A 25,716-nucleotide genomic window follows, 5' to 3' on the forward strand; every position below is an offset into this window, starting at 1 on the left:
CGGAGCTTTTTCTTTACTCTGATTTTTATTCACTTTCCTCCAATAAATACCCAGCTGCTCTCATATCATTCATCGCCTGTTCCAAAATGGCGACATTCGGAGCAGTAATCGTGTGCAGATGCAATCCGCCGGTCAGCTCCAATAAATAGCTGGCGCCGGTTTCACGGACGCGCTGCATGAACATGTCGACTTCACGTCTCGATGATACGTGGATGCCGGCTGTCAGTTCGCCGTAAACGGGATGTTCAATCGATACATCTTTGACGGTGACACCCGCATCAACGAGTACATACAATTCATCTTGCGTATCTTCAGGTTTATGGAAACACGCCAGCACGCGGTATAGATCGTCATCCGCAGTTTCGCGCATATACAGATAGCCCTGGCTGGTGGCGATGATCGGTTCGCCTTTTGCTTTCAATAAAGTCATATCACCGACAATGACCTGGCGCGATACACCCATAAGTGAGGCGAGCTCGCCGCCTTTCAGCGGATCGGCTGTCTCTTTTAATTTGTCCAGCAGCAATTGCCGGCGCTGTTCTCCCAGAATTTTCTTCATTGAGATCCCTCGCTTTAATTCGTCATAAATCCATTTTACCACGGGGCGACTTTGGGCGGGTTTATTTCGTCTAAAGGGCTCGGATATGCTATAATCATAGAGTTGAATTGAAGGGGAGAAATGATATGTACGATTACATAAAAGGGCGGGTTACGCGAGTGACGCCTGAATATTTAGTGATAGAACAGCAGGGGATCGGATGGCAGATTTTTGCGCCGAATCCGTATTCGTTCGGTTCGGATGAGCTGCAGGTATTCCTGCACCACCACGTCCGCGAAGACGCCCAATTATTATTCGGTTTTCCGACGCTGGAGCAGCGCGAACTTTTTCGCAAGCTGATATCGGTATCGGGCATCGGACCAAAAGGCGCGTTGGCGATTTTGGCTAGCGGTCAGCCGCAGCACGTCATCGAAGCGATCGAGCGGGAAGATGAGTCGTATCTCGTCAAATTCCCGGGCGTCGGCAAGAAGACGGCGCGCCAGATGATTTTGGATTTGAAAGGCAAACTGGCGGAATTCTTCGGCGATCCGTTTGAGGATAATGAAGAGACGGGTGGTTTGCTGTCGGTTGAAGACAACGAACTTGAGGAAGCGATGCTGGCGCTTGGCGCGCTTGGTTATTCTGAACGCGAAATTAATAAAGTCAAACCGAAGCTTAAGGATCTCGACCTGAACACGGAAGCTTATATGAAGAAGGCTTTACAGTTATTGCTGAAGCAGAATTGATATAAAATAAATTATAATTTTTTAATCCGATATTTCGCAAAACAGCTTCGCTTGCCGGGGGCTCGCACTGAGCTAACTCGGGCTAGTTCCACGTCGCCCGAGTGGATCTCAATACTTCGCTGATCCCCAAGGCGTCTTCGCTATTTTGCTCCATATCTAAGAAAATCCTTTAGTGCTGAAGTGGTTACCGTAAGCTAACTCGGACCTTCGTCCGAGTGGGTGCTCAACGTTACGCTGAAACTTAAGAGAGTCTTTGCTGCTTCACCTGAAATCCAGAAGTGGACCCCAGCAAAGGCGCGGCTCCGGACTGGCCGGAGCAATAAGACGAGTGGTCTTCTCGGCTTATTGCGGGAGGCTTGTCCATAGCGCCGAAGCGGTATTTTATAGCAGTTTTATTTTACAAATAACAAATAATAAGGAGGTGCAGACCATGGAAGAACGGGTGATAGGAAGCGAAATTTCCGAATTTGATGAGCGTTTTGAGCAATCGTTGCGTCCGCAATATCTGTCCCAGTACATCGGGCAGCAGAAAGTGAAACATAATCTTGAAATCTTCATCGAAGCGGCAAAAATGCGCGAAGAAAGCCTGGACCATGTGCTGCTCTACGGGCCTCCGGGTCTCGGCAAGACGACGCTGGCATCGGTCATCGCCAATGAAATGCAAGTTGGCGTCAAAATGACGAGTGGTCCGGCGATCGAACGTCCGGGTGATCTGGCGGCGATTGTTTCTTCTTTGGAACCGGGAGATGTTTTATTCATCGATGAGATTCACCGTCTGAACCGCTCAATCGAAGAAGTGCTGTATCCGGCAATGGAAGATTTTTGCCTGGATATCGTAGTTGGCAAAGGCCCGACGGCGCGTTCTGTGCGCCTCGATTTGCCGCCTTTCACATTGATCGGTGCCACGACGCGGGCAGGGGCTTTATCCGCGCCGCTCCGTGACCGATTCGGCGTGCTGGCGCGCCTCGATTATTATGACACAGAAGCGTTGACTGAAATTGTTGTCCGCAGTTCGAAACTGTTTGAAGCGGATATCGATCCGAATGCTGCTGTTGAAATTGCTCGCCGCTCTCGCGGAACCCCGCGTATTGCGAACCGTCTATTGAAGCGGGTTCGCGATTATGCGATGGTGCGCGGGACCGGCTCGATTACAATGGACATGGCGGATCAGGCTTTGGAGATGCTGCAGGTCGATCCGCTTGGCCTGGATCACATCGACCATAAACTGATCACCGGAATGATTTCCCGTTTCCGCGGCGGACCGGTCGGACTGGATACCATTGCGGCAAGCATTGGAGAAGAGTCGACGACGATTGAAGACGTCTATGAACCGTATTTATTGCAGATTGGATTTATCCAGCGTACCCCGAGAGGCCGAACTGTCACAGCCACAGCCTACGAACATTTTAAATTGGAGATGCCTGAATGACGAAAACTACACAACAACCCAATACACTTAACGTAAATGATTTTGATTTTGAGCTTCCTGAAGAATTGATTGCCCAAACGCCGCTTCTTGACCGTACATCAAGCCGGCTGTTAGTCATGAATAAAGAAAGCGGCAAGACCGAGCATAAGCATTTCCGCGACATTATCGATTATCTGCACGAAGGCGACACGCTCGTGTTGAACGACACACGCGTTCTTCCGGCGCGCCTCATGGGCGTCAAGGAAGATACAGGCGCGAATATCGAAGTTCTTCTATTGAAACAGATAGAAGACGATGTGTGGGAAACGCTTGTGAAACCGGCGAAGAAAGTGAAAGTCGGAACTGTCGTAAGCTTCGGTGAAGGATTGCTGCGTGCAGAATGCACAGGCATCCTTGACCACGGCGGCCGCCATTTCAAGATGATCTATGACGGGATTTTCTATGAGATCCTGGATCAGCTTGGTGAAATGCCGCTGCCGCCGTATATCCGCGAGAAACTGGAAGACCAGGACCGTTACCAGACGGTGTTCGCAAAAGAACGCGGCAGTGCTGCGGCACCGACTGCAGGCCTTCATTTTACCGAGGAATTATTGGAGGAAATCGATGCGAAGGGCGTCAATATTGCCTTTATTACTTTGCATGTTGGCCTTGGCACATTCCGTCCAGTATCGGTCGAATCGATTGAAGACCACGAGATGCATGCTGAATTCTACCGCATCACCAAAGAAACGGCAGAACTCATCAATAACACGAAAGTACAGGGCGGCCGCGTCATTTCGGTCGGCACGACGTCTACCCGTACGCTGGAATCCGTAGCCAATAAATTCGGCGGCGAGCTCCAGGAAGACAGTGGCTGGACGGATATTTTCATCTTCCCTGGCTACGACTTCAAGGCTATCGACGGACTTATCACGAATTTCCATTTGCCGAAATCGACGCTGGTGATGCTTGTCAGTGCCTTATCGAACAGAGACAATATTTTGAACGCATATAACGAAGCAGTAAATGAACGCTACCGTTTCTTCAGTTTTGGAGATGCGATGTTCATTGAACCACAGAAAAAGGAGACTCACCATGACTGAAGCAGTCCGTTATGAACATATCAAAACTTGTAAACAAACCGGTGCGCGCTTAGGAATCGTCCATACGCCGCACGGTTCATTCGAAACACCTGCCTTCATGCCGGTCGGCACACAGGCAACTGTTAAGACGATGTCACCGGAAGAATTGAAAGCGATGAATGCGGGGATTATCCTTAGCAACACGTACCACTTGTGGCTGCGTCCTGGTAATGACGTCATCAAAGAAGCGGGCGGCCTTCATAAATTCATGAACTGGGACCGTCCAATTCTGACGGATTCCGGCGGCTTCCAGGTATTTTCTTTGAGCGAATTCCGCAATATCAAAGAAGAAGGCGTCCATTTCCGCAACCATATGAATGGCGACAAATTATTCTTGAGCCCGGAAAAAGCGATGGAAATCCAGAACGATCTTGGATCGGACATCATGATGGCTTTCGACGAATGCCCGCCTTATCCGGCGAGCCATGAATACATGAAATCATCTGTTGAGCGTACATCACGCTGGGCAGAACGCTGCCTGGAAGCGCATGCCCGAAAAGATGTACAAGGTCTTTTCGGCATCATCCAAGGCGGCGAGTACGAAGATCTTCGCAAACAAAGCGCTCAGGATCTTGTGTCACTTGATTTCCCAGGGTACGCAATCGGCGGCTTGTCTGTCGGCGAACCGAAAGATGTCATGAACCGTGCGCTTGAATTCACGACACCATTGATGCCGACGAATAAACCGCGTTACCTGATGGGCGTCGGATCTCCTGATTCGTTGATCGATGGAGCAATCCGCGGCATTGATATGTTCGATTGTGTCTTGCCGACACGCATTGCCCGCAATGGTACATTGATGACGAGCACTGGCCGATTGAACATCAAAAACGCAGCGTTCAAGCGTGATTTCAACCCAATCGATGAAAAATGCGATTGCTATACGTGCAAAAATTATACACGCGCATATGTCCATCATTTAATTCGTGCAGATGAAACGTTCGGAATTCGACTTACCAGTTATCATAATCTGCAATTTCTGTTAAACTTAATGGAACAGGTGCGCCAAGCGATTCGTGAGGACCGCCTGGGAGATTTCCGCGAAGAATTTTTTGAGGCTTATGGCTTCAATAAACCTAACGCAAAGAATTTCTAAGACACAGATAGAGAGTGAAAGGGGGAATATGAATAATGGAAACTTTAGTTGCTTTATCACCTTTACTTCTAATGTTCGTTTTGATGTGGTTCTTTATTATCCGCCCAGCGCAGAAGCGCCAGAAGGCTACGGCCAACATGCAGTCTGAATTGAGACGTGGCGATCGTATCGTTACGATCGGGGGACTTCACGGCACGATTGATGCTGTGGATGATGCGACGATCTACATCACAGTTGCAGACGGCACTCGTATGCAATTCGAACGCCAGGCAATCGCCCGCGTTGTGGATCAGGCAAAAACGACAGTCTAAGAAATCTTCGCCTTCGAACTGAAGGCGATTTTTTTTAGAGATAATTCACGGATTGTTCAAATAAATTAAATATAATTAAATTGAAAACTTTAATAAACGATATTACGTAAAACAGCTCGCTTTCCTGGCTGCTTGCGCCGAGCTAACTCGGACTCGTTTCACTTCGCCCGGGTGGATCTCGTCACTTCGCTTGGTCGCCTGGGAGTCTTCGCTGTTTTGCTCCATATCTTTAGAAATTTCTCTAGCGCAGGCGCGCCGCAGGACTGGCCGGAGCAATAAGACGAGTGATCTTCTCGGCTTATTGCGGGAGGCTTGTCCAAAGCGACAAGCGGTGTGTAAATTTTATTTCTTTATTCAACTGATAAATGAGGGAAAAAACCATGCCGAAATATACCGAGCAATATGATGTCGTATTGCCATTCTTAGAAAGTAAATGTGAGGAATTCCAGTTTTCCGATTACGATACATTTACACCGGAAGATATTTGGCAATACCTGATTAAGAAGAAATGGCGCAAGAAAGATATCGGCGATATGCCGCTGCATGAGATGGTCAATGAAATCATGGAAATGCGGGCTTCGGAATTTGTGGCGTATCATCAGATCGAAGGCTTCAAGGGAGACAACTGGTTTTCAGGAGAAAATTCCGATGATCTGGAACAGCTGCTTCGGCCCAACCAGAAAAAACCAAAATGAATTTGACACGCTTTGATGCGTGTTTCATAATGAAGTTGCTGTGTTTTAGATAATGAGGAGGAACTATACATATGAAAGCAAGAGGTCGTATAATAGCCTTTTTCTTACTGGTCATTGTACTGTTAGGAATGATTGGCACCACAAGCTTACCGATAGCTAAAGACATTAAATTGGGATTGGATCTTCAAGGTGGTTTTGAAGTCCTCTATGAAGTTAAATCGTTGGAGGGCGGACCTGAAATTACAAACGAGATCCTGTCTGATACGACTGACGCTTTGATGAATCGGATCAACGTTCTCGGTGTCAGTGAGCCGGTCATCCAAATTGAAGGCGAAGACCGGATTCGTGTCCAACTGGCAGGTATCGAAGACCAGTCGCAAGCCCGCGAATTATTATCAACGGAAGCGAATCTGACTTTCCGTGATGCTGATGATAATGTCGTGCTGGATGGTTCTGATCTTAAAGAGGGCGGAGCATCAGGGACATTTGGTGAAAACGGCCAGCCGATCGTATCGCTGGAATTAAAAGATCCGGGCCAATTCGCTGAAATCACCGGTGAAATTTCTCAGCGCCCACCAGGTGAAAATGTACTGGTTATCTGGCTTGATTTTGAGGAAGGCGTAGATTCGTACGAGGAAGAGGTCATGAAAGCCGATCCGAAATTCGTTTCTGCTCCAAGAGTAAGTCAACGGATCAACAGCCCAAGTGTTCAAATCGAAGGTTCTTTCACCGTTGAAGAAACACAGAACCTTGCGGGTATCCTGAATGCTGGAGCGTTGCCTGTTGAATTAACGGAAATCTACTCGACTTCAGTAGGCGCCCAGTTCGGTGAAGAAGCTTTGGATAAAACGACATTTGCCGCTGCAATCGGTATCGGACTCGTCCTATTGTTCATGCTTATCTTCTATCGTTTCCCGGGAGTCATTGCATTCATTACCTTATCGGTATATGTCTATCTGATCCTATTGATCTTTGTATGGATCGGCGGGGTGCTCACTTTGCCGGGTATCGCAGCGATCATGCTCGGTGTCGGTATGGCGGTCGACGCCAATATCATCACATACGAGCGGATCCGTGAAGAAATGCGGACTGGTAAATCTGTTAAAGATTCATTCCGCATCGGCGCGCGTTCGTCGTTCTCGGCTATCATCGATGCCAACGTAACGACGCTTCTTGCGGCAGCTGTATTGTTCTATTTCGGTACAAGTTCTGTTAAAGGATTTGCGACATTGTTGATCATTTCAATTCTTGCCAGCTTCATTACAGCGGTTTGGGGATCGCGTCTATTGCTTGGACTTTGGGTCCACAGCGGATTCCTCGACAGCAAGTTCAGCTGGTTCGGTTTGAAACCCGATAAGATCCATAAACCTTCGGAAGAGAAAGATATTACGGATTTGACTACACCGTTCGACCGTCAAGACTTTGCCGGCAACCGCAATCAATTCTTTGCCGCTTCACTGGCATTGATCGCAGCTGGGGCAATTGTGCTGGGCATCTTCCAGTTGAATCTTGGAATTGACTTCTCCGGAGGTACACGGGTTGAAGTAACGTCTGATTCGACGCTTACGCAACAGGAAGTTGAAGAGTTCCTTGAGGAAACGGGTTATCCTTCAGATGACGTAGTTATCTCTGGAGATCAATCCAATATCGGTGTTGCCCGTTACACGGATGATTTCTCACAGGGGCAAATCGACGAAATAACACAGGCAGCCAATGAAACATACGGCCAGGATCCAAACGTTTCCACTGTTTCGAATCAGGTTGCCATCGAGCTTGCGCAAAATGCCTTGTACGCATTGGCCATTGCCGCTCTTGGCATTATCATCTATGTAGCGTTCCGTTTCGAATGGCGCATGGGTGTTGCTTCCATCGTGGCATTGATTCACGATACGTTCTTCATCGTAGCGGTATTCAGCCTTTTGCGCCTGGAAGTGGATCTCACATTCATCGCTGCAGTGCTGACCATTGTCGGGTATTCGATAAACGATACAATCGTTACGTTTGACCGGATCCGTGAAAACATGAAACGAATGAAGAAAATCGAGACAGTCGAGCAATTGGAGAACGTTGTCAACGTTTCCTTGCGCCAGACGCTCGTCCGTTCAGTCAATACTGTTATGACGGTTGTGCTGGTAGTTCTTGCGCTTCTGATTTTCGGTGCACCTTCCATCACGAACTTCTCGATCGCTCTATTGATCGGTTTGATCGCCGGAACCTATTCATCCATCTTCATCGCAGCCCAGTTGTGGCTCGTGCTTAAGAAGAAGGAATTGAATAAAAAAGGTCCGATCGATGTTGAGAAGAAAGAGCAGGAATCTAAATGGGGTTCTGATGAGCCTGTCGTGTAAAAGTTTATAAAGGAAATGGAACAGGGTATAGTAAAAATGACCTTGTTCCATTTTTTTATTTTCAGAAAGGAGTTGTCGGTATGAAAATACAATGGCTATTATTGATCGCACTTATTTTCGCAGTTATCATCGCAGCTTTCGCAGTCGTTAATGTCGATGCTGTACCAGTCAATTATATTTTCGGAGAAGCGGAATTTCCGCTGATCCTGGTCATTCTGGCTTCTGCGCTGCTCGGCTTCCTGTTGAGCGGAGTAGTGGCTCTCGCGCGAGGCTATCAGCTTCAGCGAAAAGTAAAAGCGCTTCAGAAAGAAATGGCAGTCAAAGAATCATTGATCGCCACGCAGCAAAATGAAATCGCCGAGTACCAGAAAGCCGGCGTCAATCCGGAAGCACAGGTTGTCACGAGCGACGAAGTGACGCGTGATGACCGGGTGGATAATTACGAAGAAAAACAACGCGACACATATTAAACAAGAAACCTTTCGGCAATTGCGCCGAAAGGTTTTTGTCTGCAGTTTTTTCTTGTATAATGAATCAGTGAGGAAGTGACTGATATGATAGAATCCAAAAAAAGATGGCGTTTGACAGAGCCCGATGCGCAGGCAGTACGGGACATCCAACAGGAATTATCCCTTTCTTCTGTGCTGGCGAAAATCCTCGTGACCCGGGGAATACGTACGGCGGAAGAAGCGCGAGCGTTTATGGCGACGGACGTTTCGGCCATACATAATCCTTATTTGATGAAAGATATGGACGTCGCAGTGGAGCGGATCCGCCGAGCTGTCGATAACCAGGAAAAAATAATCGTCTACGGTGACTATGACGCCGATGGTGTAACGAGCACCGCCGTCATGATGACCGTTTTGCAGGATTTGGGAGCTGATGTTTCATTCATGATCCCAAATCGTTTTAAACATGGCTACGGCCCGAATAAAGAATTGTTCCAGCAGGCATATGACAACGGCGCGAAATTGATCGTCACGGTCGATAACGGAATTTCAGGCATTGAACAAGTCGACTTTGCGGCCGGACTCGGGATGGATGTAATCATCAGCGACCACCACGATATCGGTGAAACGATGCCGAATGCTTTAGCCATCGTCCACCCGCGCCATCCGGAAGGAAATTATCCATTCGGCGAATTGGCTGGTGTCGGTGTAGCATTCAAAATAGCGCATGCATTATATGAAGAAATGCCGGACCATCTGCTTGAGCTTGTGGCGATTGGAACCATCGCTGACCTCGTGCCGATGCACGGGGAGAACCGTATTTTCGTCAAAGAAGGTTTGCAGGCGTTGCGTGATACACCGCGTCCGGCGATTGAAGCGTTGGCGGAAGTCGCTGGCGTCAAGCAGGAAGAAATCAATGAAGAAACAATCGGCTTCATGTTCGGTCCCCGCATCAACGCGATCGGCCGTCTGCAGGACGCCGACCCGGCAGTGGACATGCTGCTGACGGAAGACGCTGCTCAGGCGCGTTCGCTGGCGGACGGGCTGGATGTCTTGAATAAAGAACGGCAGGCTATCGTCAAGCAAATTGCGGATGAAGCAACAGCCCAAGTGGAGTCGCAATATCCGGACGGTCCCCCGCATGTCATTATCGTCGAACAGGAAGGCTGGAATCCGGGTGTTGTCGGAATTGTAGCGTCTAAACTGGTTGAGAAATATTACCGTCCGACCATCGTTCTTTCATTGGATCCGGAGACGGGCAAAGCGAAAGGTTCGGCGCGCAGCATCGAAGGTTTCCACCTTTATAACGAATTGGCTGAGAACCGCGATATCCTGCCAGCATTCGGGGGACACCCGATGGCAGCGGGTATGACGCTAGAAGCTGCAAATGTCGCAGAGCTCCGCAGCCGTTTAAACAAACAGGCGGAAGCTTGTCTGACAGCTGAAGACCTTGTGCCGGTGGTCGATATCGATATTCCGGTGCAGCTGGAGGAAATCGATACCGATACAATCGAATCCATGCGTTATCTAGCACCATTCGGCATGGGCTTTGCCAAACCGAAATTTTATATCAAAGGCGTTAAAGTGGCGTCCATCCGCAAAATCGGTGCCGCGCAGAACCATTTGAAAGTGGAGCTTGCTTCCGGTAGTTCAACTCTTGACGCTGTTGGCTTCGGCATTGGCGAAATCGGCGACCAATTGACGCCGGATGTGTTAATTGATGTAATCGGCGATCTTCAAATCAATGAATGGAACGGACGCAAAAAAGCCCAGATGCTGATCGAAGATATCCGCACCGACCAATGGCAGCTTTTTGATATCCGCGGCATCCGTCAGGTATCCCGCTGGTCGAAGCTGATTCCGGACAAAGATCAGGTTTATCTGGCATTCAATTCTGAAACTGTGGCGGTTTTCAAAACTTTAATCCCGCATCCGATCCACTCGGTTGATTCGATTGAAGAGCTGACAGGGGACAAGCATCACCTTGTGCTGCTGGACTTGCCTGAATCGGAAGAGCAATTGGAAGAAGTGCTCAAGAACTTGAATCCAAAGCGGATTTACGCGCATTTCTATGCGAAGGAATCGCAGTATTTTGAACAGATTCCAACGCGTGATCAGTTTAAATGGTTGTTTGCTTTCATTAAAAAACGGGGAACTTTCGACTTCAAAAAGCATTGTGATGAACTGGCGAAACATAAAGGATGGACTCGTGATTCGTTATTTTTCATGTTGCAGGTGTTTTTTGAACTCGGTTTTGTTACACTTAACAATGGACTTACTGAGATCGCAGAATCTCCAGGCAAACGTGACTTGGCCGAAGCGCCGAGCTACAAGAAGCGTGAACAGCAGATCGCCCTGGAACAAAAGCTTCTGTACGCATCTTATCGAGACTTAAAAGAGTGGTTCGACGCGAAAGTGTCTGCCAAGGAGGAACAGGTATGGATTTAAAAGAGTATATTACAATTGTTGAAGACTGGCCGAAACCGGGTATCCGTTTCAAAGATATCACTTCTTTGATGGATAACGGTGATGCTTATAAATACGCAACTGACCAGATCGTCGAGTATGCGAAACAAGTGGAAGCGGATATCATCGTTGGGCCGGAAGCACGCGGATTCATCATCGGCTGCCCGGTAGCTTATGCGCTTGGACTCGGATTTGCCCCTGTCCGTAAAGAAGGCAAATTGCCGCGTGAAGTGATTCGTGCGGAATACGGCCTTGAATACGGTAAAGATGTTCTGACAATGCACAAAGATGCCATCAAACCAGGACAGCGCGTCCTGATCACAGATGACCTTTTGGCTACAGGCGGAACAATCGAAGCGACGATCAACCTTGTCGAACAGCTTGGCGGAATCGTTGCCGGCTGTGCATTCCTGATCGAATTGACGTACCTTGACGGCCGCGACAAACTAGAAGGCTACGAAGTCTGTACCTTATTGCAATACTAATAAAAGATGGAGACAGCCCGGAACGCGTAATGCGTTTTGGGCTGTTTTTTTGTTTTTAGGTATATAAATCAGATCGTATTGTCTGGAAATATTTTCTTCATTTTTTCTAAAGTATTACCAAGTCAGCAGCCTTAAGAATTTATGCGCGGTATTGGACTGTTTGTGCGCGGAAAACAGGATTTATGCTCGGCAAATTACACTTTATGCGCGGAAAAACATACTTTATGCTCAACTTACTAATAATCTGATGTTTTAATAAATGGATTTATGAAAATAAAACATGTGATTTTATTTATGTAAAATATTTCTGGAGCAAGTTAAGGAATTTATTTAAAATAAACTTACAAAACCCCCACATGATTTTTTTATTCCCAAGCGGGTATGGAAGGAAAAAGCGATTAACAAAGAGGTGCTACCATGCTGAAATGGGATGAAAATCATTATCCATCAAATAATGCGCGGCTGATTGACATGCTGCTGGAAACAGAAGATGAGCCGTTAAAAAAAATAACCGAAGAAACACAGCAACTGTTCAACCAAATCTATCAGCCGGTAAAGCCGCAAACAAGCAAGCGGAAAAAAACGGTCCAGGAAAAATTCTGGTCATTGATTTCGACCGACTTCACAGTCGATGACGAAAAAGAAATCGGCTTTCAAGTAGAGGAAAAGAAAATCCATCCTTTTTGGAAAAAGGAACTGGACCGCCAATATGACCGCCTGCAGAAAGTGACAGGCAATTACATATCAGTAACTGAATTCGGCGCGCGCGGAGACGGCGAGACCGACTCGACCGCCGCGTTCAAAAAAGCGTTCGGCAATGGAAGCAAGAAGATTTTCGTGCCGGAAGGAGTATATATAGTAAGAGGATTGAAGCTGCCTTCCTGGACGCAATTAATCGGGGGCGGAAAAGGCAAGACGGTGATTCGCCTGCACGACGATGCACCGAGACGCAGAACGCTGCTCGCAAATAAAAATCCGATCAGCGGCAACCGCAATATTTCAGTCGAGGGGCTGACGCTGGACTGGAATATCGAGCGCTTAAAGCCTGGTCAAAAATCTGCTGCCGGCAATAATTTCTCGAGCTGCCTGAAGTTCGCAAATGTCCAGAACGGCTGGGTGAAAAATGTCGAAGCCATTAATCCTGGACTTCATTGTTTTGACATTTCCTCTTCTTTCTACAGTTATGCGGGGGACGGAACCAGGGCGAAAGGCGGCAGCAAATATGTATGGCTAGACAAGGTCACCGGTTACGGTTTCGGGGATGACGGCGTGACGACGCATCACAGTGATTACATCTTCATTTCAAACAGCCATTTCCGCGATCCAGGTGGACGTTCACATAAAGAAGGGTTCTCCAATTCCAATGGCTTTGAAATTGACGACGGTTCACGAAATGTCTGGCTTGCCAATAATTCCAGCACCCGCTGTTTTGGCGGTGTCGAGATTAAAGCGCATGCAACGTCTTCGGCTGCGGCGGCCGTTCATCTTTCAGGCCATCTGTCAGTGAATGACAACAGGGCGTTCAATTTCCGCCATATCGGCCATCACCATGCGGACGACGAAGAATCGAAATCAGCATTTACCATTACGGCGCAGAAACTGGTGGCCATTCACCCTGTTCATACAGAACTCTATAAAAATTCCTCGCCTCGTGCATTGGTGGTGTCGGGCTACCGGAATGTGGCAGTGAACCGCTTTTTATTCGTTGGAGATCCCCAGTATGATTACAGAAACGAAACTGTTGCATCCATCCAATTCCGTGCGGCTAATGTCGCGCTGGCAAATGGCCGCATCCAGGGATTCAGAAGTGCGAAGACGGATTTGACGATTGCATCCGGCGAAAAAAATGTCCGGAATGTGTTGGTGCAAAATGTTCATTCTTATAATTCGGCGTCAGAGTTGTTGGACCTAGGCAAGGACGATTCAACGGTGCAATTAAACAATATTTTGCGGGTGGAAACATAATCTTTTGGAACCGTGTCAAATTAATGTCACCATATCTTCCATTTACTGAGAAAAGTAGGGAGATTATAACTTTCTTGAGTTGACCAAGCTTTACAATTAGCCCTAATGTTTTCTATAATATATAGATATACTTTTCGAAAAAAGAGGAGCAAGGTGGGCAATTATGGCGAAAGACCAAGTAAAGACAGCTGATGATGTATTTGATACTGTTGCTTCGTATATGAATGAAGAAAATGTTGAAATGATCCGAAGAGCATATCAAGTGGCATATGATGCCCATATGGGACAGTTCCGCAAATCCGGTGAACCTTATATTGTTCATCCGGTACAGGTTGCCGGAATTCTCGCAGAATTGGAAATGGACCCCGCTACGGTAGCAGCGGGCTTTTTGCATGACGTCGTGGAAGATACGGAAGTCAGCCGGGAAGACATCGTCCGTGATTTTGATGAAGAAGTCGCTTTGCTGGTGGACGGCGTAACGAAACTGAGCAAGATCAAATATATGTCGAAAGAAGAGCAGCAGGCGGAAAATCACCGTAAGATGTTTGTGGCGATGGCCCAGGATATCCGTGTCATCCTGATCAAACTCGCTGACCGGCTGCATAATCTTCGTACATTGAAGTACCAGACGGTTGAGAAACAGCGTATAAAGGCCAACGAAACTCTTGAGATCTTCGCGCCGATTGCACATCGTTTGGGTATCAATACCATCAAATGGGAACTCGAAGACACGGCTCTCCGTTATCTTAACCCACAGCAATATTACCGAATCGTCAATCTGATGAAGAAAAAACGTACGGAGCGGGAAGAGTATCTGAACAATGTCATGAATGAAATCCGCGTCCAGCTTGATGAAGTGGATATAAAAGCGGATCTTTTCGGCCGCCCGAAACACATTTACAGCATCTATAAAAAAATGGCCATTCAGAATAAGCAATTCAACGAAATCTATGATTTATTGGCAGTGCGCATTACGGTTGAAAGCATCAAAGACTGTTACGCGGTGCTTGGGATCATCCATTCCACATGGAAGCCGATGCCGGGCCGCTTCAAAGATTATATCGCCATGCCGAAACAGAATCTTTACCAATCGCTTCATACGACAGTGATCGGACCGCAAGGCGATCCGCTTGAAGTGCAGATCCGTACGGAAGAAATGCACCGCATCGCTGAATACGGGGTGGCGGCTCACTGGGCTTATAAAGAAGGCAAAACTTCAGATAAGCCATTGAGTTCCGTCGACTCGCGTCTGTCATGGTTCCGAGAAATCCTTGATTTCCAGAACGAATCCGACAATGCCGAAGAATTTATGGAGTCGCTTAAATTCGACCTGTTTTCCGATATGGTCTATGTATTCTCGCCAAAAGGCGATGTTATTGAAATGCCTGCCGGTTCCTGTCCGATTGATTTTGCCTACCGCGTGCATTCCGAAATTGGCAATAAAACCATCGGCGCTAAAGTGAACGGCAAAATGGTGCCGCTGGATACCCAATTAAATACTGGGGACATCGTTGAGATCCTGACGTCCAAGCAATCCTTCGGTCCAAGCCGCGACTGGCTGAAAATCGCCAAGTCAACGCAAACAAAAAATAAAATCAAGCAATTCTTCAAAAAGCAATTGCGTGAAGACAATGTCCAAAAAGGCAAGGAAATGATCGAGCGCGAAATCAAAGCGCAGGAATTCGTGCCGAAAGACATTCTTACTAATGAAAACATCAAACGTGTCTGTGAGAAATTCAATTTCGCTGGTGAAGATGATATGTATGCAGCTGTCGGTTTCACTGGCATCACCGCTCAACAAGTCGTCAACCGCCTTGCAGAAAAAGAACGCAAGAAACGCGAGCAGGAAGAAGCACTCGAGAAAATCACGGTCGAGATGAAATCGAACACACCGCGGAAACAGACAGAATCCGGTGTAATCGTCCGCGGCATCGACAACATGATGATCCGTCTGTCGAAATGCTGCAACCCGGTGCCGGGTGACGCCATCATCGGTTTTATTACCAAAGGCCGCGGCGTTTCAGTCCACCGTGCCGACTGCCCGAATGTCCAGGCCAATGAAACCGACCGTCTCATTCCAGTGGAATGGGAAAACGGCGAGACGCCTGAAAACAAATCCTATCAAATCGACATCGAAGTGCAGGCCTATGACCGCACGGGGTTGATCAACGAAGTGATGCACATGGTCAGCGAAACGAAAACGACAATCGTTGCCGTCAGCGGCCGTGCCGATAATAACAAAATCGCGACCATCAACCTGTCAATCATGATTCCGCATATTTCACACCTGAACAGGGTAGTGGAGCGGATCAAGCAATTGCCGGATGTTTATTCGGTAACACGTGTCACGAATTAAGGAGGAATTATGCGAGTTATTCTTCAACGAAGCAAAAGAGCATCTGTGACCGTCGAGGGCAGCATCACTGGAGCGATCGAATCCGGTTATGTGCTGCTCGTCGGCATCACGCATGAAGATACAGAAAAAGACGCTGATTACTGTGCACGTAAGATTGCACAAATGCGTCTCTTCGAAGACGAAGATGGCAAGATGAACCGTTCGATTTTCGAAAACGGCGGAGATATCCTGTCCATCTCGCAATTCACGCTTTACGGTGATATCCGGAAAGGACGCCGTCCGAGCTTTGTAGAAGCCGCGCGGCCGGAAAAAGCGGAGCCTTTATGGAATTATTTCAATGAAGTGCTGCGAAATGAAGGCCTGCGCGTCGAGGAAGGCGTATTCGGCGCCATGATGGATGTCGAACTGGTGAACGATGGACCGGTGACGATGATTGTGGAATCAAAATAGAAGTTAGAACGGCGACGCTGAATGTTCAGCGTCGCTGTTTTTTTATGCAATAGAATATAGATTCAGCTTAAGAGATGGGCTGCAGCTTTTTTGGCATTGGGTAAATTTTATTTTTCTAAAAGAGAAACCAAGGCGGAGTTTTTTCGTAAAAGATAAAAAGGATTGAAGGAAAGTGGGGATTGCGGTGATCGAGTATTATATTGACGGCTCAGCAAAAGACAATACCATAGGGGCAGGAATCGTTTGGATAAATGAATTTGGTTTTATTGAAAAGCGGCATTTCACTGCTGAACATACCAATCCATCTCCACAAATTGCTGAAGGTTTTGCTTTTGAAAAGGCTCTGGAAATGATCAATGAAAACGATATACATAAAAATGAAGTGATTAATATTTATTCGGATTGCAGATATCTTATCAGCAGCTTGCAATTTAATCGACATGTCGAATTTCATCGAAGTGAATTCTTCATTAAACAAGAGGCGAATAGCTATTTTCTGTATTTGCGGGACCTTTACAAAGATTTGATCGCCAGAAAATCGAAATCCTCCATCTACCACTGTTCAAAAAGCAATGAAGCAAGGCCGTTGATCAAAGTATTTTACAAAGAGGATGCTGAAAACAAGAACTACTTGCAGGATGCTCATTCCATGAGCAGAAAATACATCAAGAAAGAAGAAACGAGAATTAAAAAAGTTGATTTAAAAGTAATTCATAAAGTGGAACCGAAAATTAAAAAGATCAATTTAAAAGCTGTCAAAAAAGCGAACTCTTGGCATATCGTGAAAAATAACGGTAAAACGATTGCTGTAAACAAAAGACCTTTAATCGCATTATCAGAAGCTCTAGTGCAGACGAAGGCTCAAAATCAACAGATTAAACTGTGTACCTATTTGGAAAACCTGTTAAAATCCACGAATAAAAACCAATTGAGTAATGAATCGATGATTTCGGCGATAAAGATTATAGACGAACATAAAAATATGTTTGTGTCTTAAGTTGGATAGAAATTTATTGGCGTGTCATTTTGAGAGAATTTATTCACTACCGCAACTAATTTTGAGATTTCCGCAACTAAATGGGGAATAACCGCAACAAACTTCACCATAACCGCAACAAAAAGTTCAAATTGCGCAACTAAAAAATAAAAATAGCATAATATTTCCATTATCAACTCACCGATTTTATCTCTTCCACAACAAACAAGAAAAAGCTGCCCGCAATGGACAGCTTTTTTCTATTTCTCCAATTGTGCATCGAAATAATTGATGGTCCCCTGATACAAGCCAAGTGCTGCCTGCTCGCGGAACTGATCGGATGAAATGATGCGTTCTTCATTGTAATTGCTCAGGAAGCCAAGTTCGACAAGAACGGCTGCTTGACGGTTTTCGCGGAGCACCAGGTAATTGCCCGGCTGCACTCCGCGGTCGCGGATGGTCAGCTTTTTGCCGAGGCCGGCATTCAGATAACTGGCGAGTTCTTTTTGGTAATCGTGCATATAGTAGGATGTGAAACCAGAGACAGTGCTGTCTTCGGTAGCATCATAATGGATGCTGATGAAAGCGTCTGCCGCAGAGTTATGGCCTTCAGCAACGCGTTTGCGAAGATCGACATAGACGTCCGACTGGCGGGTCATATGCACTTCCGCGCCAGCAGCTTGAAGGTGCTGGGCTAGCAATTCCGCCGTTTTCAGGGTCAACCCTTTTTCTTCGGTTTTGCGGGCGCCGACTGTGCCGCCGTCATTGCCGCCATGTCCCGGATCAAGAACTATCGTAAGGCCGTTCAAGGTTCCTTTTTTGTGTTCGACTTTTTCTTTTTCGGCTTTGACTTCCTGCGCGCCTGCTGCAACTACCCAGGAGGCAATAAAACCAGTTGCGCCGCCGTCCAGTTGAACTTGATACCAATCTCCTTGCTTGGCGAGGACGGCTAATTGTTCGCCGGCGTTTGCACGGGCGACAACATCAGATGATGTGGAAGCCTGTGACCGGATATTGGTGCCGTTAGTTTGTACAGTTACGGTTTCAACGCTGCTGTCGGTTTTTTTCTCGACAGTCTCATTGGAAAGGTGACCATAGAATGAATAGACCCACCCGGTTTTATCGCCGTTCAGTTGAATCTTTACCCAATTGCCTGCAAGTTCGATAACGGGATAAATTTCACCTTTTTTAACAGTTCCTTGTTTTGAAGAACTGAGATCCGCTTTCTTGCGCACGTTCAGCACATCAACCGCAATTTCGATGGAGGAAACGTCGCTAGCGGCTGGTGCGGGATTCGCTTGCGTATTGTCGTTGATGCTTATGTATTCTTTCGAAACAAATCCGCGGCTTCCACGGAATTCGACTTCAACCCAGCCATCGGAATCGTTGATGATATTCGCTTGTTCTCCAGCGTTCATCTGCGCCAGGACTGAGGCGGAAAGATTTGGCTGTGCCCGGACATTCAAGCGGTTTACGGAAGATACAGCCGTTTTGCTGGCTTGGGCAGCTGCCGCCTGCTCAGAGCTTTTCGTGAGCCATGAAGCGATCCAGCCCGTTTCACCGGAAATGGAGACTTCGATCCAATCGCCGCTTCTTGAAATCTCATCTACGGCATCTCCCTTTTTCATCGAAGCGATGACAGGATAACTTAAGCCAGGGCCGCTTCGTACATTTATGGATGATTCCGTTACTTCAATTCCTGTAGTATTGGCGAGCGCGGGGGAATTATCAGCGAAAGGCAATGCCTGGGAAATCAATAAAATCAGGATTATGTATGCAATTGTGGTTTTACGGTTCATATAGTACCTCCCCTTAAGACGGTATATTTATTCTAGCAAATAAATCATACGAAATGTGAAAAAGGTTGACAAGGGGGATAGGAAAATTTAAGATTAAGCTTATTATATGAATTAGAACGCCGATGACGAAGAAAGTAACCGCATGATTAGCTGATAAGAGAGGGGAAGTCCCAGGCTGCAAACTTCCCTGCAGAGATGTGTGGTGAACAACACTTAAGAGGCTTTCCTTCGAAAGATGCAGGTTATGCATTTACCGCATTTATTAGGGGGAAACGGAACCGGCCGTTATCCGGGAATGAGAGGGTGCGAGATTTTCGCATCAACTAGGGTGGAACCGCGGAAGCTTGAATACAGGCTCTCGTCCCTTGCGCAAGCAAGGGGCGGGAGCTTTTTTGTATGGAAAAAAAGAGGAGTGAAAGACATGGGCAAGAATATTCAATTGCCGCGCGGCACTTATGATGTGCTGCCGGAACAATCTGCCAAATGGCAGGAAGTGGAACAAAAAATCAATGAGCTTTGCAGACTTTACCAATACAAAGAAATCCGTACTCCGGTTTTTGAACATACTGAATTGTTCCAGCGCGGCGTCGGTGATACGACGGATATCGTCCAAAAGGAAATGTATACATTCCAGGACCGCGGGGATCGTTCATTGACATTGCGTCCGGAAGGAACTGCATCAGTCGTGCGTTCATATGTTGAAAATAAACTTTTCGGTTTGCCGGATCAGCCGGTCAAACTTTCCTATATGGGTCCGATGTTCCGCTATGAACGTCCGCAGGCAGGACGCACACGCCAGTTCGTTCAATTCGGTGTGGAAGCGATCGGCTCGAAAGACCCTGCAATAGACGCAGAAGTCATTTCGCTGGCCATGGAAGTTTATCGTTCCGTCGGTTTGAAACAGCTGCGCCTAGTCATCAATTCGCTGGGGGATACGGAAAGCCGCATCGCTCACAAAGAAGCGCTGATCAAGCACTTCGAACCGAGAATCGATGAATTCTGCGGGGATTGCCAGTCGCGTTTGACAAAGAATCCGCTGCGCATCCTTGATTGCAAAGTGGACCGCAACCATGAATTGATGGCAACTGCACCGTCTTTAGCCGATTACTTGAATGAAGAATCCCAAGCTTATTTTGACGGCGTCAAATCTTATTTGGAAGCACTTGGCATCGAGTATGTCGTTGATCCGAACTTGGTTCGCGGATTGGATTATTACAACCACACGGCATTCGAAATCATGAGTGATGCTGAAGGATTCGGTGCAATCACAACGCTTTGCGGCGGCGGCCGCTATAATGGGCTTGTCGAAGATTTAGGCGGACCGGAATCACCGGGAATCGGTTTTGCGATGAGTATCGAACGTCTCCTATTGGCGTTGGAAATGGAGAAAGTCGAAATCGGCCAGTCTGCGGACCTTGAAGTCTACGTCGTGGCGATGGATGAGTCGACAAAGAAAAAAGCGTTCACCGTAGTGCGTGACCTCCGTGAAAACGGCATTTCAGCCGATATGGATTTCAACGTACGGAAAGTCAAAGCACAGATGAAATCGGCAGATCGTAAAGGAGCGGCCTACGTCATTGTCATCGGTGAAACAGAACTCGAGAGCGGCAAAGTGGCTTTGAAAGCCATGGCAACCGGTGAACAGCAGGAATTGGAATTTGAAGCGATTGCGGGAGTAATTTTGAAGAATAGGTAAGCTTAATAAGACTTATTTATTTAGTTATTAAACTTAATGAGGTATGTCAAGATATGAAGTAAAACAGCGAAGACTCCCAAGGGAACAGAAACGCAGTTGGCTTTCCAACTGGGTTTCGAGCGAAGTGCTGAGATCCACTCGGACGAAGGGTGCCGAGTCCGAGTTAGCTCAGCGCGAGCCCCAAGGAAAGCGAGCTGTTTTGCGGAATATCGATTTTATAAGCTTATCAGTTTTATATAGAAGAAAAATGTGAAGAAACAATTGGAGGAATAGTTATGACTAGAACGCATTATTGTGGTGAAGTGAACGAAACGGCTGTCGGGCAGCGCGTTTCCATTAAAGGCTGGGTGCAGAAACGGAGAGACCTTGGCGGCTTGATATTTGTTGATATCCGTGACCGTTCAGGGATTGTTCAAGCAGTTTTTAATCCTGAAATTTCTATGGAAACCGTTGAAGTCGGTGAAAAATTGCGCAATGAGTTCGTTGTCCACATCGAAGGATTGGTAGTTGAACGTGCAGACGGCCAGATCAATACAGCATTGAAGACGGGCAAAATCGAGATTCAAGTGGATTCAGCCAGCATCATTAATGCAGCGAAAAACCCGCCTTTCGCAATTGAAAACAACACCGATGTCAGTGAAGATTTAAGACTTAAATACCGTTATTTGGATCTCCGCCGTCCGGAAATGTTTGAGACTTTCAAAATGCGTTCAGAAGTGACAAAATCGATCCGCCGTTTCCTTGATGAGGAAGGGTTCCTGGAAGTCGAAACGCCGATTTTGACGAAATCGACTCCGGAAGGCGCGCGTGATTATCTTGTGCCAAGCCGTGTTCATGATGGTGAATTCTATGCTTTGCCGCAGTCACCGCAATTGTTCAAGCAGATGCTGATGGTTTCTGGCTTCGATAAATATTACCAGATTGCCCGTTGTTTCCGCGATGAAGATTTGCGTGCTGACCGCCAGCCGGAATTCACTCAAATTGATATGGAAATGAGTTTCCAGACGATGGAAGAAATCCTGGAAATGAACGAGCGCTTGATGGTGCAGATGATGAAAGAAGTCAAAGGCATCGATATCGAACCGAAATTCGAACGTATGGAATATACTGAAGCGATGGAGCGTTTTGGTTCTGATAAACCCGATGTACGCTTTGGCATGGAGCTTATAAATGTATCCGAATTGGTGAAGGATTCTTCATTCAAAGTTTTTGCCGGAGCAGTTGAGAACGGCGGCCAAGTGAAATTGATCAACGTAAAAGGCCAGGCAGCCAACTATTCACGTAAAGATATCGATGCACTCGGTGAATTTGCAGGGCGTTACGGAGCAAAAGGCCTTGCCTGGATGAAAGTTGAAGATGACGGCGTTAAAGGGCCAATTGCAAAATTCTTTGAAGGTGAAGCAGCTGAAGGGCTGATTGAAGCTGCCGGAGCTGAAGCTGGAGATCTTCTTTTATTCGTAGCTGATAAAAAAGCGGTTGTAGCTGACGCACTTGGCGCTTTGCGGATGAAATTCGGCAAAGAACTCGGGCTTATCGACGAGTCAGTTTATAAATTCCTATGGATTACTGACTGGCCGCTATTCGAATATGATGAAAAAGACGGACGCTATTACGCGGCACACCATCCGTTCACAATGCCGTATGAAGAAGATATCGATAAATTGTCCACTGAACCGCAGAACGTCCGTGCCCAGGCATATGACCTTGTATTGAACGGTTTTGAGCTGGGCGGAGGATCAGCACGTATCTACCGCCGTGATATCCAGGAAAAAATGTTCGAAGTACTTGGTTTCTCAGAAGAAGAAGCACGCGCTCAATTCGGTTTCCTGATGGAAGCATTCGAGTACGGAACGCCTCCACATGGCGGAATTGCCTTTGGCTTGGACCGTTTGGTCATGCTGCTTGCAGGTCGTACTAACCTTCGTGACACGATTGCATTTCCGAAGACAGCAAGTGCAAGTGATCTCTTAACGAACGCGCCAAGCCCGGTTGCAAAAGATCAACTTGATGAATTAAGCCTATTACTGAATGTTCAGAATAATTCAAAAGGGCTAGAGTAAAACGGTTGTAGAATTTTGTAGCGTGTGCTAATATAACCTTAGTAGAGAATCCTGATGTGTACGTTACAGGCAATTCAGTTTTGACCCAACATTTTGTCGTCGGGAGACCGAATTTCAACGTGGCTAACATGCCTTAACCGGAAGTTATAAGCGCTGAAGAGGTCACCCACCTGCTAGAAGCGGGTTCAAAAACGATATGCAAGTCAAGGACGGCACGATCGGGATTCTCACTTAAAAATGTTATTCATCCCTTCAGCAATTTGCTGGAGGGTTTTTATTTGTGTATAATTCCTACTAGGTTAATCAACATTAGAGAGGCAGGAAAACTATGTTACATCAATTTTCACGAAACGAATTGGCAGTCGGCAAAGAAGGAATCGAAATGTTGAGAAACTCCACAGTAGCAATCCTTGGAGTCGGCGGAGTCGGTTCATTCGCAGCTGAAGCCTGTGCAAGAAGCGGCGTTGGCCGCATCATCCTGGTCGACAAGGATAATGTCGACATCACCAACGTAAACCGGCAATTGGTTGCCAATTTATCTACAGTCGGCCAATCAAAAAGTACCGTCATGAAAAATCGCATCGCTGATATCAACGAAGACTGCGAAGTCATCGATCTGCATATGTTCTATACGGAAGATACATATGAAGAATTTTTCAGTTACAACCCGGATTATGTCATCGATGCTTCGGATACGATGATTTATAAAGTACATCTGATGGAGGAATGCTATAAACGAGGCGTTAAAATCATTTCCAGTATGGGTGCTGCCAATAAAACCGATCCAACGCGCTTCAAGATTGCGGATATCTCGAAAACACACACCGATCCATTGGCAAAAATCATCCGCAAGAAATTGCGTGAAGCTGGTATCCGTAAAGGGATTCCCGTAGTGTTTTCGGATGAGAGCCCGATAATTGTCCGGGAAGACGTAGTCGGAAATGTAGGGAAACCGGATGCAGCAATTCGCAAAGCGAAAATGCCGCCATCATCCAACGCATTCACCCCATCAACGGTTGGCTTGATTTGTGCCAGCTGGGTAGTGAACGACATTACTTCATCGATCCCAATCAACCGTGTAAGAAATAATTAAGATGGACCGGCTCATTTCGGATGAGCCGGTTTCTTTTGTGGATTTTTAAAGGGGCTGGACATTTTAGAAACGCTTAACGCGCATATAATTTTTTAATCGCGCATGAAGATTTTTAATCGCGCGAAAAAAATTCTAACCGCGCATATCCATTTGAACATAGCCCTCGAAAAGCTTTTCGGGAACAAAAACCCCCTTCTAAAATGATGAATACATCAAAAAGGTGGACAATCCTCCGGAAAACCCAGAATCCCACAATCAAAAAAAGCCACTCCCGAAGGAATGGCCAGCCATAACCATATTATTTTTTATTCTTCCGGAACGATTTCAATTTCTCATAGATGCCGGCAAACTTTTTCTCTTCGCCGGCGATGACCGGTTTATAGAATTCCGTTTTCTGCACTTCTTTCGGCAAGTAATCCTGATCAGCCCAGCCGCCGAACGATCCGATCGGCGTATCATGCGGATAAATATAGCCGCCGTGGCCAAGTTCGGCACTGCCCGCATAATGTGTATCACGGAGGTGCATCGGGATATCACCGGTCAATCCTTTATTGATGGCCGCTGTGGCCGCGTCGATTGCTTTATAAGCGGAATTGGATTTCTCTGACAGACACATTTCCGCAACAGCCTGTGCCAGCGGAATGCGCGCTTCAGGCAATCCTAACCTGTCAGCTGCCTGGCAAGCCGCAAGAACATGCGGTCCGACAGAAGGGTTCGCAAGACCGATATCTTCATAAGCCATGACCAGAAGGCGGCGGGTGACTGCGGTCAAATCGCCGTTTTCCAAAAGATGCGCCAGATAATACATGGCTGCGTTGATATCACTGCCCCGCACGGATTTTTGAAGAGCCGACAGGAGATTGAAGAAATGCGAACCTTTCTTGTCGCCGAACACACCGACGCGCTTGATCATCTGCTCGATCATCTGGTCTTCAATCATGTATTTGCCTTCATTTTCATCGGACGCGATGACAATCGACTCGAGCATCGTCAACGCTTTGCGGGCATCGCCGTTGGTTCCTTCAGCAATGCGTTCGACCTGTGCAGAAGAAATTTCGATTTCTTCCCGTCCGAGTCCGCGCTTCGGATCTTTCAAAGCCGATTCGAGCAAATGGACGATGTCTTCATGGGTCAGCCGTTTCAATTGTTTTATTTCTCCGCAGCGTGAACGGATTGCCGGATTGACGTCGTGGAACGGATTTTCCGTGGTGGCGCCGATCAAGACGATCGAGCCGCTTTCAACATGCGGCAATAATGCGTCCTGCTGGAGTTTATTGAATCGATGGATTTCATCAAGGAATAGGAGAACTTTTCCCGTGACACGTGCTTCACGGACAACGTCTTCAACATCTTTCTTGCCTGAGGTTGTCGCATTCAATGCGATGAACGGCAGGTTCGAAGTGCCTGCGATGGCGTGGGCGATCGAGGTTTTGCCAATTCCCGGCTCGCCGTACAGCAGCATGGACGGCACGTGGCCGTTTTGGATCATTTTGTATAAAGCCGTATGCGGTCCGATGACATCCTGCTGTCCCACCACTTCATCGATGGTGCGCGGCCGCATGCGGAAAGCCAATGGTTCGTTCTGCAATGAAAAAACTCCTTCCGTACATCTGTTCCATTAGTATATCGCGACAGCT

Annotated in this window: 21 protein-coding genes, 1 other RNA gene and 1 other annotated feature; of the genes, 18 read left to right on the forward strand and 4 right to left on the reverse strand. The window is 47.0% G+C overall.

Annotated elements, in window-relative coordinates:
- Positions 1–25 precede the first annotated feature (25 nt).
- Positions 26–559 (reverse strand): transcription repressor NadR, encoded by a 534-nt coding sequence (locus AC2Q9J_RS07675; RefSeq protein ID WP_499038668.1) that lies wholly within the window; start codon positions 557–559, stop codon positions 26–28.
- A 125-nt stretch (positions 560–684) separates the two neighbouring features.
- Here AC2Q9J_RS07675 and ruvA point away from each other — a divergent pair, with 125 nt between their 5' ends.
- The 14 genes from ruvA (at position 685) to AC2Q9J_RS07745 (ending at position 17,452) form a co-directional block, all read left to right on the forward strand.
- The gene (ruvA, locus tag AC2Q9J_RS07680) at positions 685–1,284 is read left to right on the forward strand and encodes a Holliday junction branch migration protein RuvA (RefSeq protein ID WP_499038669.1); all 600 of its coding nucleotides are present in this window, start codon (positions 685–687) and stop codon (positions 1,282–1,284) included.
- Positions 1,285–1,714: 430 nt separating this feature from the next.
- Complete coding sequence (ruvB, locus tag AC2Q9J_RS07685) at positions 1,715–2,713, forward strand: Holliday junction branch migration DNA helicase RuvB (protein ID WP_499038671.1); 999 nt, start codon at positions 1,715–1,717, stop codon at positions 2,711–2,713.
- A complete protein-coding gene (queA, locus tag AC2Q9J_RS07690; RefSeq protein ID WP_499038673.1) occupies positions 2,710–3,795 on the forward strand; it encodes a tRNA preQ1(34) S-adenosylmethionine ribosyltransferase-isomerase QueA in 1,086 nt (361 codons plus the stop codon). The genes ruvB and queA overlap by 4 nt, the downstream gene beginning before the upstream one ends.
- Positions 3,788–4,930, forward strand: a complete 1,143-nt coding sequence (gene tgt / locus AC2Q9J_RS07695) for a tRNA guanosine(34) transglycosylase Tgt (protein WP_084246253.1) — start codon at positions 3,788–3,790, stop codon at positions 4,928–4,930. Before queA ends, tgt begins: the two co-directional genes overlap by 8 nt.
- 35 nt (positions 4,931–4,965) lie before the next feature.
- A complete protein-coding gene (gene yajC, locus AC2Q9J_RS07700) occupies positions 4,966–5,241 on the forward strand; it encodes a preprotein translocase subunit YajC (RefSeq protein ID WP_084246252.1) in 276 nt (91 codons plus the stop codon).
- A 380-nt stretch (positions 5,242–5,621) separates the two neighbouring features.
- Entirely contained in the window at positions 5,622–5,936 is a 315-nt protein-coding gene (locus tag AC2Q9J_RS07705; protein ID WP_499038676.1) for a post-transcriptional regulator, read from the forward strand.
- Positions 5,937–6,007: 71 nt separating this feature from the next.
- Entirely contained in the window at positions 6,008–8,284 is a 2,277-nt protein-coding gene (secDF, locus tag AC2Q9J_RS07710; RefSeq protein WP_499038678.1) for a protein translocase subunit SecDF, read from the forward strand.
- 80 nt (positions 8,285–8,364) lie between these two features.
- Positions 8,365–8,754: a LapA family protein gene (locus AC2Q9J_RS07715; RefSeq protein WP_499038680.1), complete on the forward strand. Its 390-nt coding sequence runs from the start codon at positions 8,365–8,367 to the stop codon at positions 8,752–8,754.
- Between the two features lie 84 nt (positions 8,755–8,838).
- A complete protein-coding gene (gene recJ, locus AC2Q9J_RS07720; RefSeq protein ID WP_499038682.1) occupies positions 8,839–11,181 on the forward strand; it encodes a single-stranded-DNA-specific exonuclease RecJ in 2,343 nt (780 codons plus the stop codon).
- Complete coding sequence (locus tag AC2Q9J_RS07725; protein ID WP_084246247.1) at positions 11,172–11,684, forward strand: adenine phosphoribosyltransferase; 513 nt, start codon at positions 11,172–11,174, stop codon at positions 11,682–11,684. The genes recJ and AC2Q9J_RS07725 overlap by 10 nt, the downstream gene beginning before the upstream one ends.
- Before the next feature lie 417 nt (positions 11,685–12,101).
- Entirely contained in the window at positions 12,102–13,649 is a 1,548-nt protein-coding gene (locus AC2Q9J_RS07730; RefSeq protein WP_499038686.1) for a glycosyl hydrolase family 28-related protein, read from the forward strand.
- Positions 13,650–13,812: 163 nt separating this feature from the next.
- Positions 13,813–16,005, forward strand: coding sequence for a RelA/SpoT family protein (locus AC2Q9J_RS07735; RefSeq protein WP_499038688.1), 2,193 nt, complete (start codon positions 13,813–13,815; stop codon positions 16,003–16,005).
- A 9-nt stretch (positions 16,006–16,014) separates the two neighbouring features.
- Entirely contained in the window at positions 16,015–16,455 is a 441-nt protein-coding gene (dtd, locus tag AC2Q9J_RS07740) for a D-aminoacyl-tRNA deacylase (protein ID WP_499038691.1), read from the forward strand.
- A 184-nt stretch (positions 16,456–16,639) separates the two neighbouring features.
- The gene (locus AC2Q9J_RS07745; protein WP_499038693.1) at positions 16,640–17,452 is read left to right on the forward strand and encodes a hypothetical protein; all 813 of its coding nucleotides are present in this window, start codon (positions 16,640–16,642) and stop codon (positions 17,450–17,452) included.
- On the opposite strand, the gene AC2Q9J_RS07750 is transcribed toward AC2Q9J_RS07745, so the two are convergent.
- Positions 17,449–17,622: a hypothetical protein gene (locus tag AC2Q9J_RS07750; RefSeq protein WP_499038695.1), complete on the reverse strand. Its 174-nt coding sequence runs from the start codon at positions 17,620–17,622 to the stop codon at positions 17,449–17,451. The genes AC2Q9J_RS07745 and AC2Q9J_RS07750 overlap by 4 nt on opposite strands.
- Positions 17,623–17,691: 69 nt before the next feature.
- A complete protein-coding gene (locus AC2Q9J_RS07755; RefSeq protein ID WP_499038697.1) occupies positions 17,692–19,230 on the reverse strand; it encodes an N-acetylmuramoyl-L-alanine amidase family protein in 1,539 nt (512 codons plus the stop codon).
- 113 nt (positions 19,231–19,343) lie between these two features.
- Positions 19,344–19,599, forward strand: a binding site (T-box leader).
- Between the two features lie 52 nt (positions 19,600–19,651).
- Here AC2Q9J_RS07755 and hisS point away from each other — a divergent pair.
- The 4 genes from hisS to AC2Q9J_RS07775 all read left to right on the forward strand — a co-directional run bounded on the left by hisS (position 19,652) and on the right by AC2Q9J_RS07775 (position 24,079).
- A complete protein-coding gene (gene hisS / locus AC2Q9J_RS07760) occupies positions 19,652–20,926 on the forward strand; it encodes a histidine--tRNA ligase (protein WP_499038699.1) in 1,275 nt (424 codons plus the stop codon).
- Positions 20,927–21,201: 275 nt separating this feature from the next.
- A complete protein-coding gene (gene aspS, locus AC2Q9J_RS07765) occupies positions 21,202–22,986 on the forward strand; it encodes an aspartate--tRNA ligase (protein WP_499038701.1) in 1,785 nt (594 codons plus the stop codon).
- Between the two features lie 45 nt (positions 22,987–23,031).
- Positions 23,032–23,215, forward strand: a non-coding RNA gene (gene ssrS, locus AC2Q9J_RS07770) — 6S RNA.
- A gap of 99 nt (positions 23,216–23,314) precedes the next feature.
- A complete protein-coding gene (locus AC2Q9J_RS07775; RefSeq protein ID WP_499038703.1) occupies positions 23,315–24,079 on the forward strand; it encodes a tRNA threonylcarbamoyladenosine dehydratase in 765 nt (254 codons plus the stop codon).
- A 298-nt stretch (positions 24,080–24,377) separates the two neighbouring features.
- Here the strand turns inward: AC2Q9J_RS07775 and AC2Q9J_RS07780 are convergent, their stop codons facing one another.
- On the reverse strand, positions 24,378–25,667 hold the full coding sequence (locus AC2Q9J_RS07780; protein ID WP_499038705.1) for a replication-associated recombination protein A: 1,290 nt from the start codon (positions 25,665–25,667) through the stop codon (positions 24,378–24,380).
- Positions 25,668–25,716 lie beyond the last annotated feature (49 nt).

The organism is Planococcus sp. RAB007_Raresut (genome assembly GCF_057369535.1).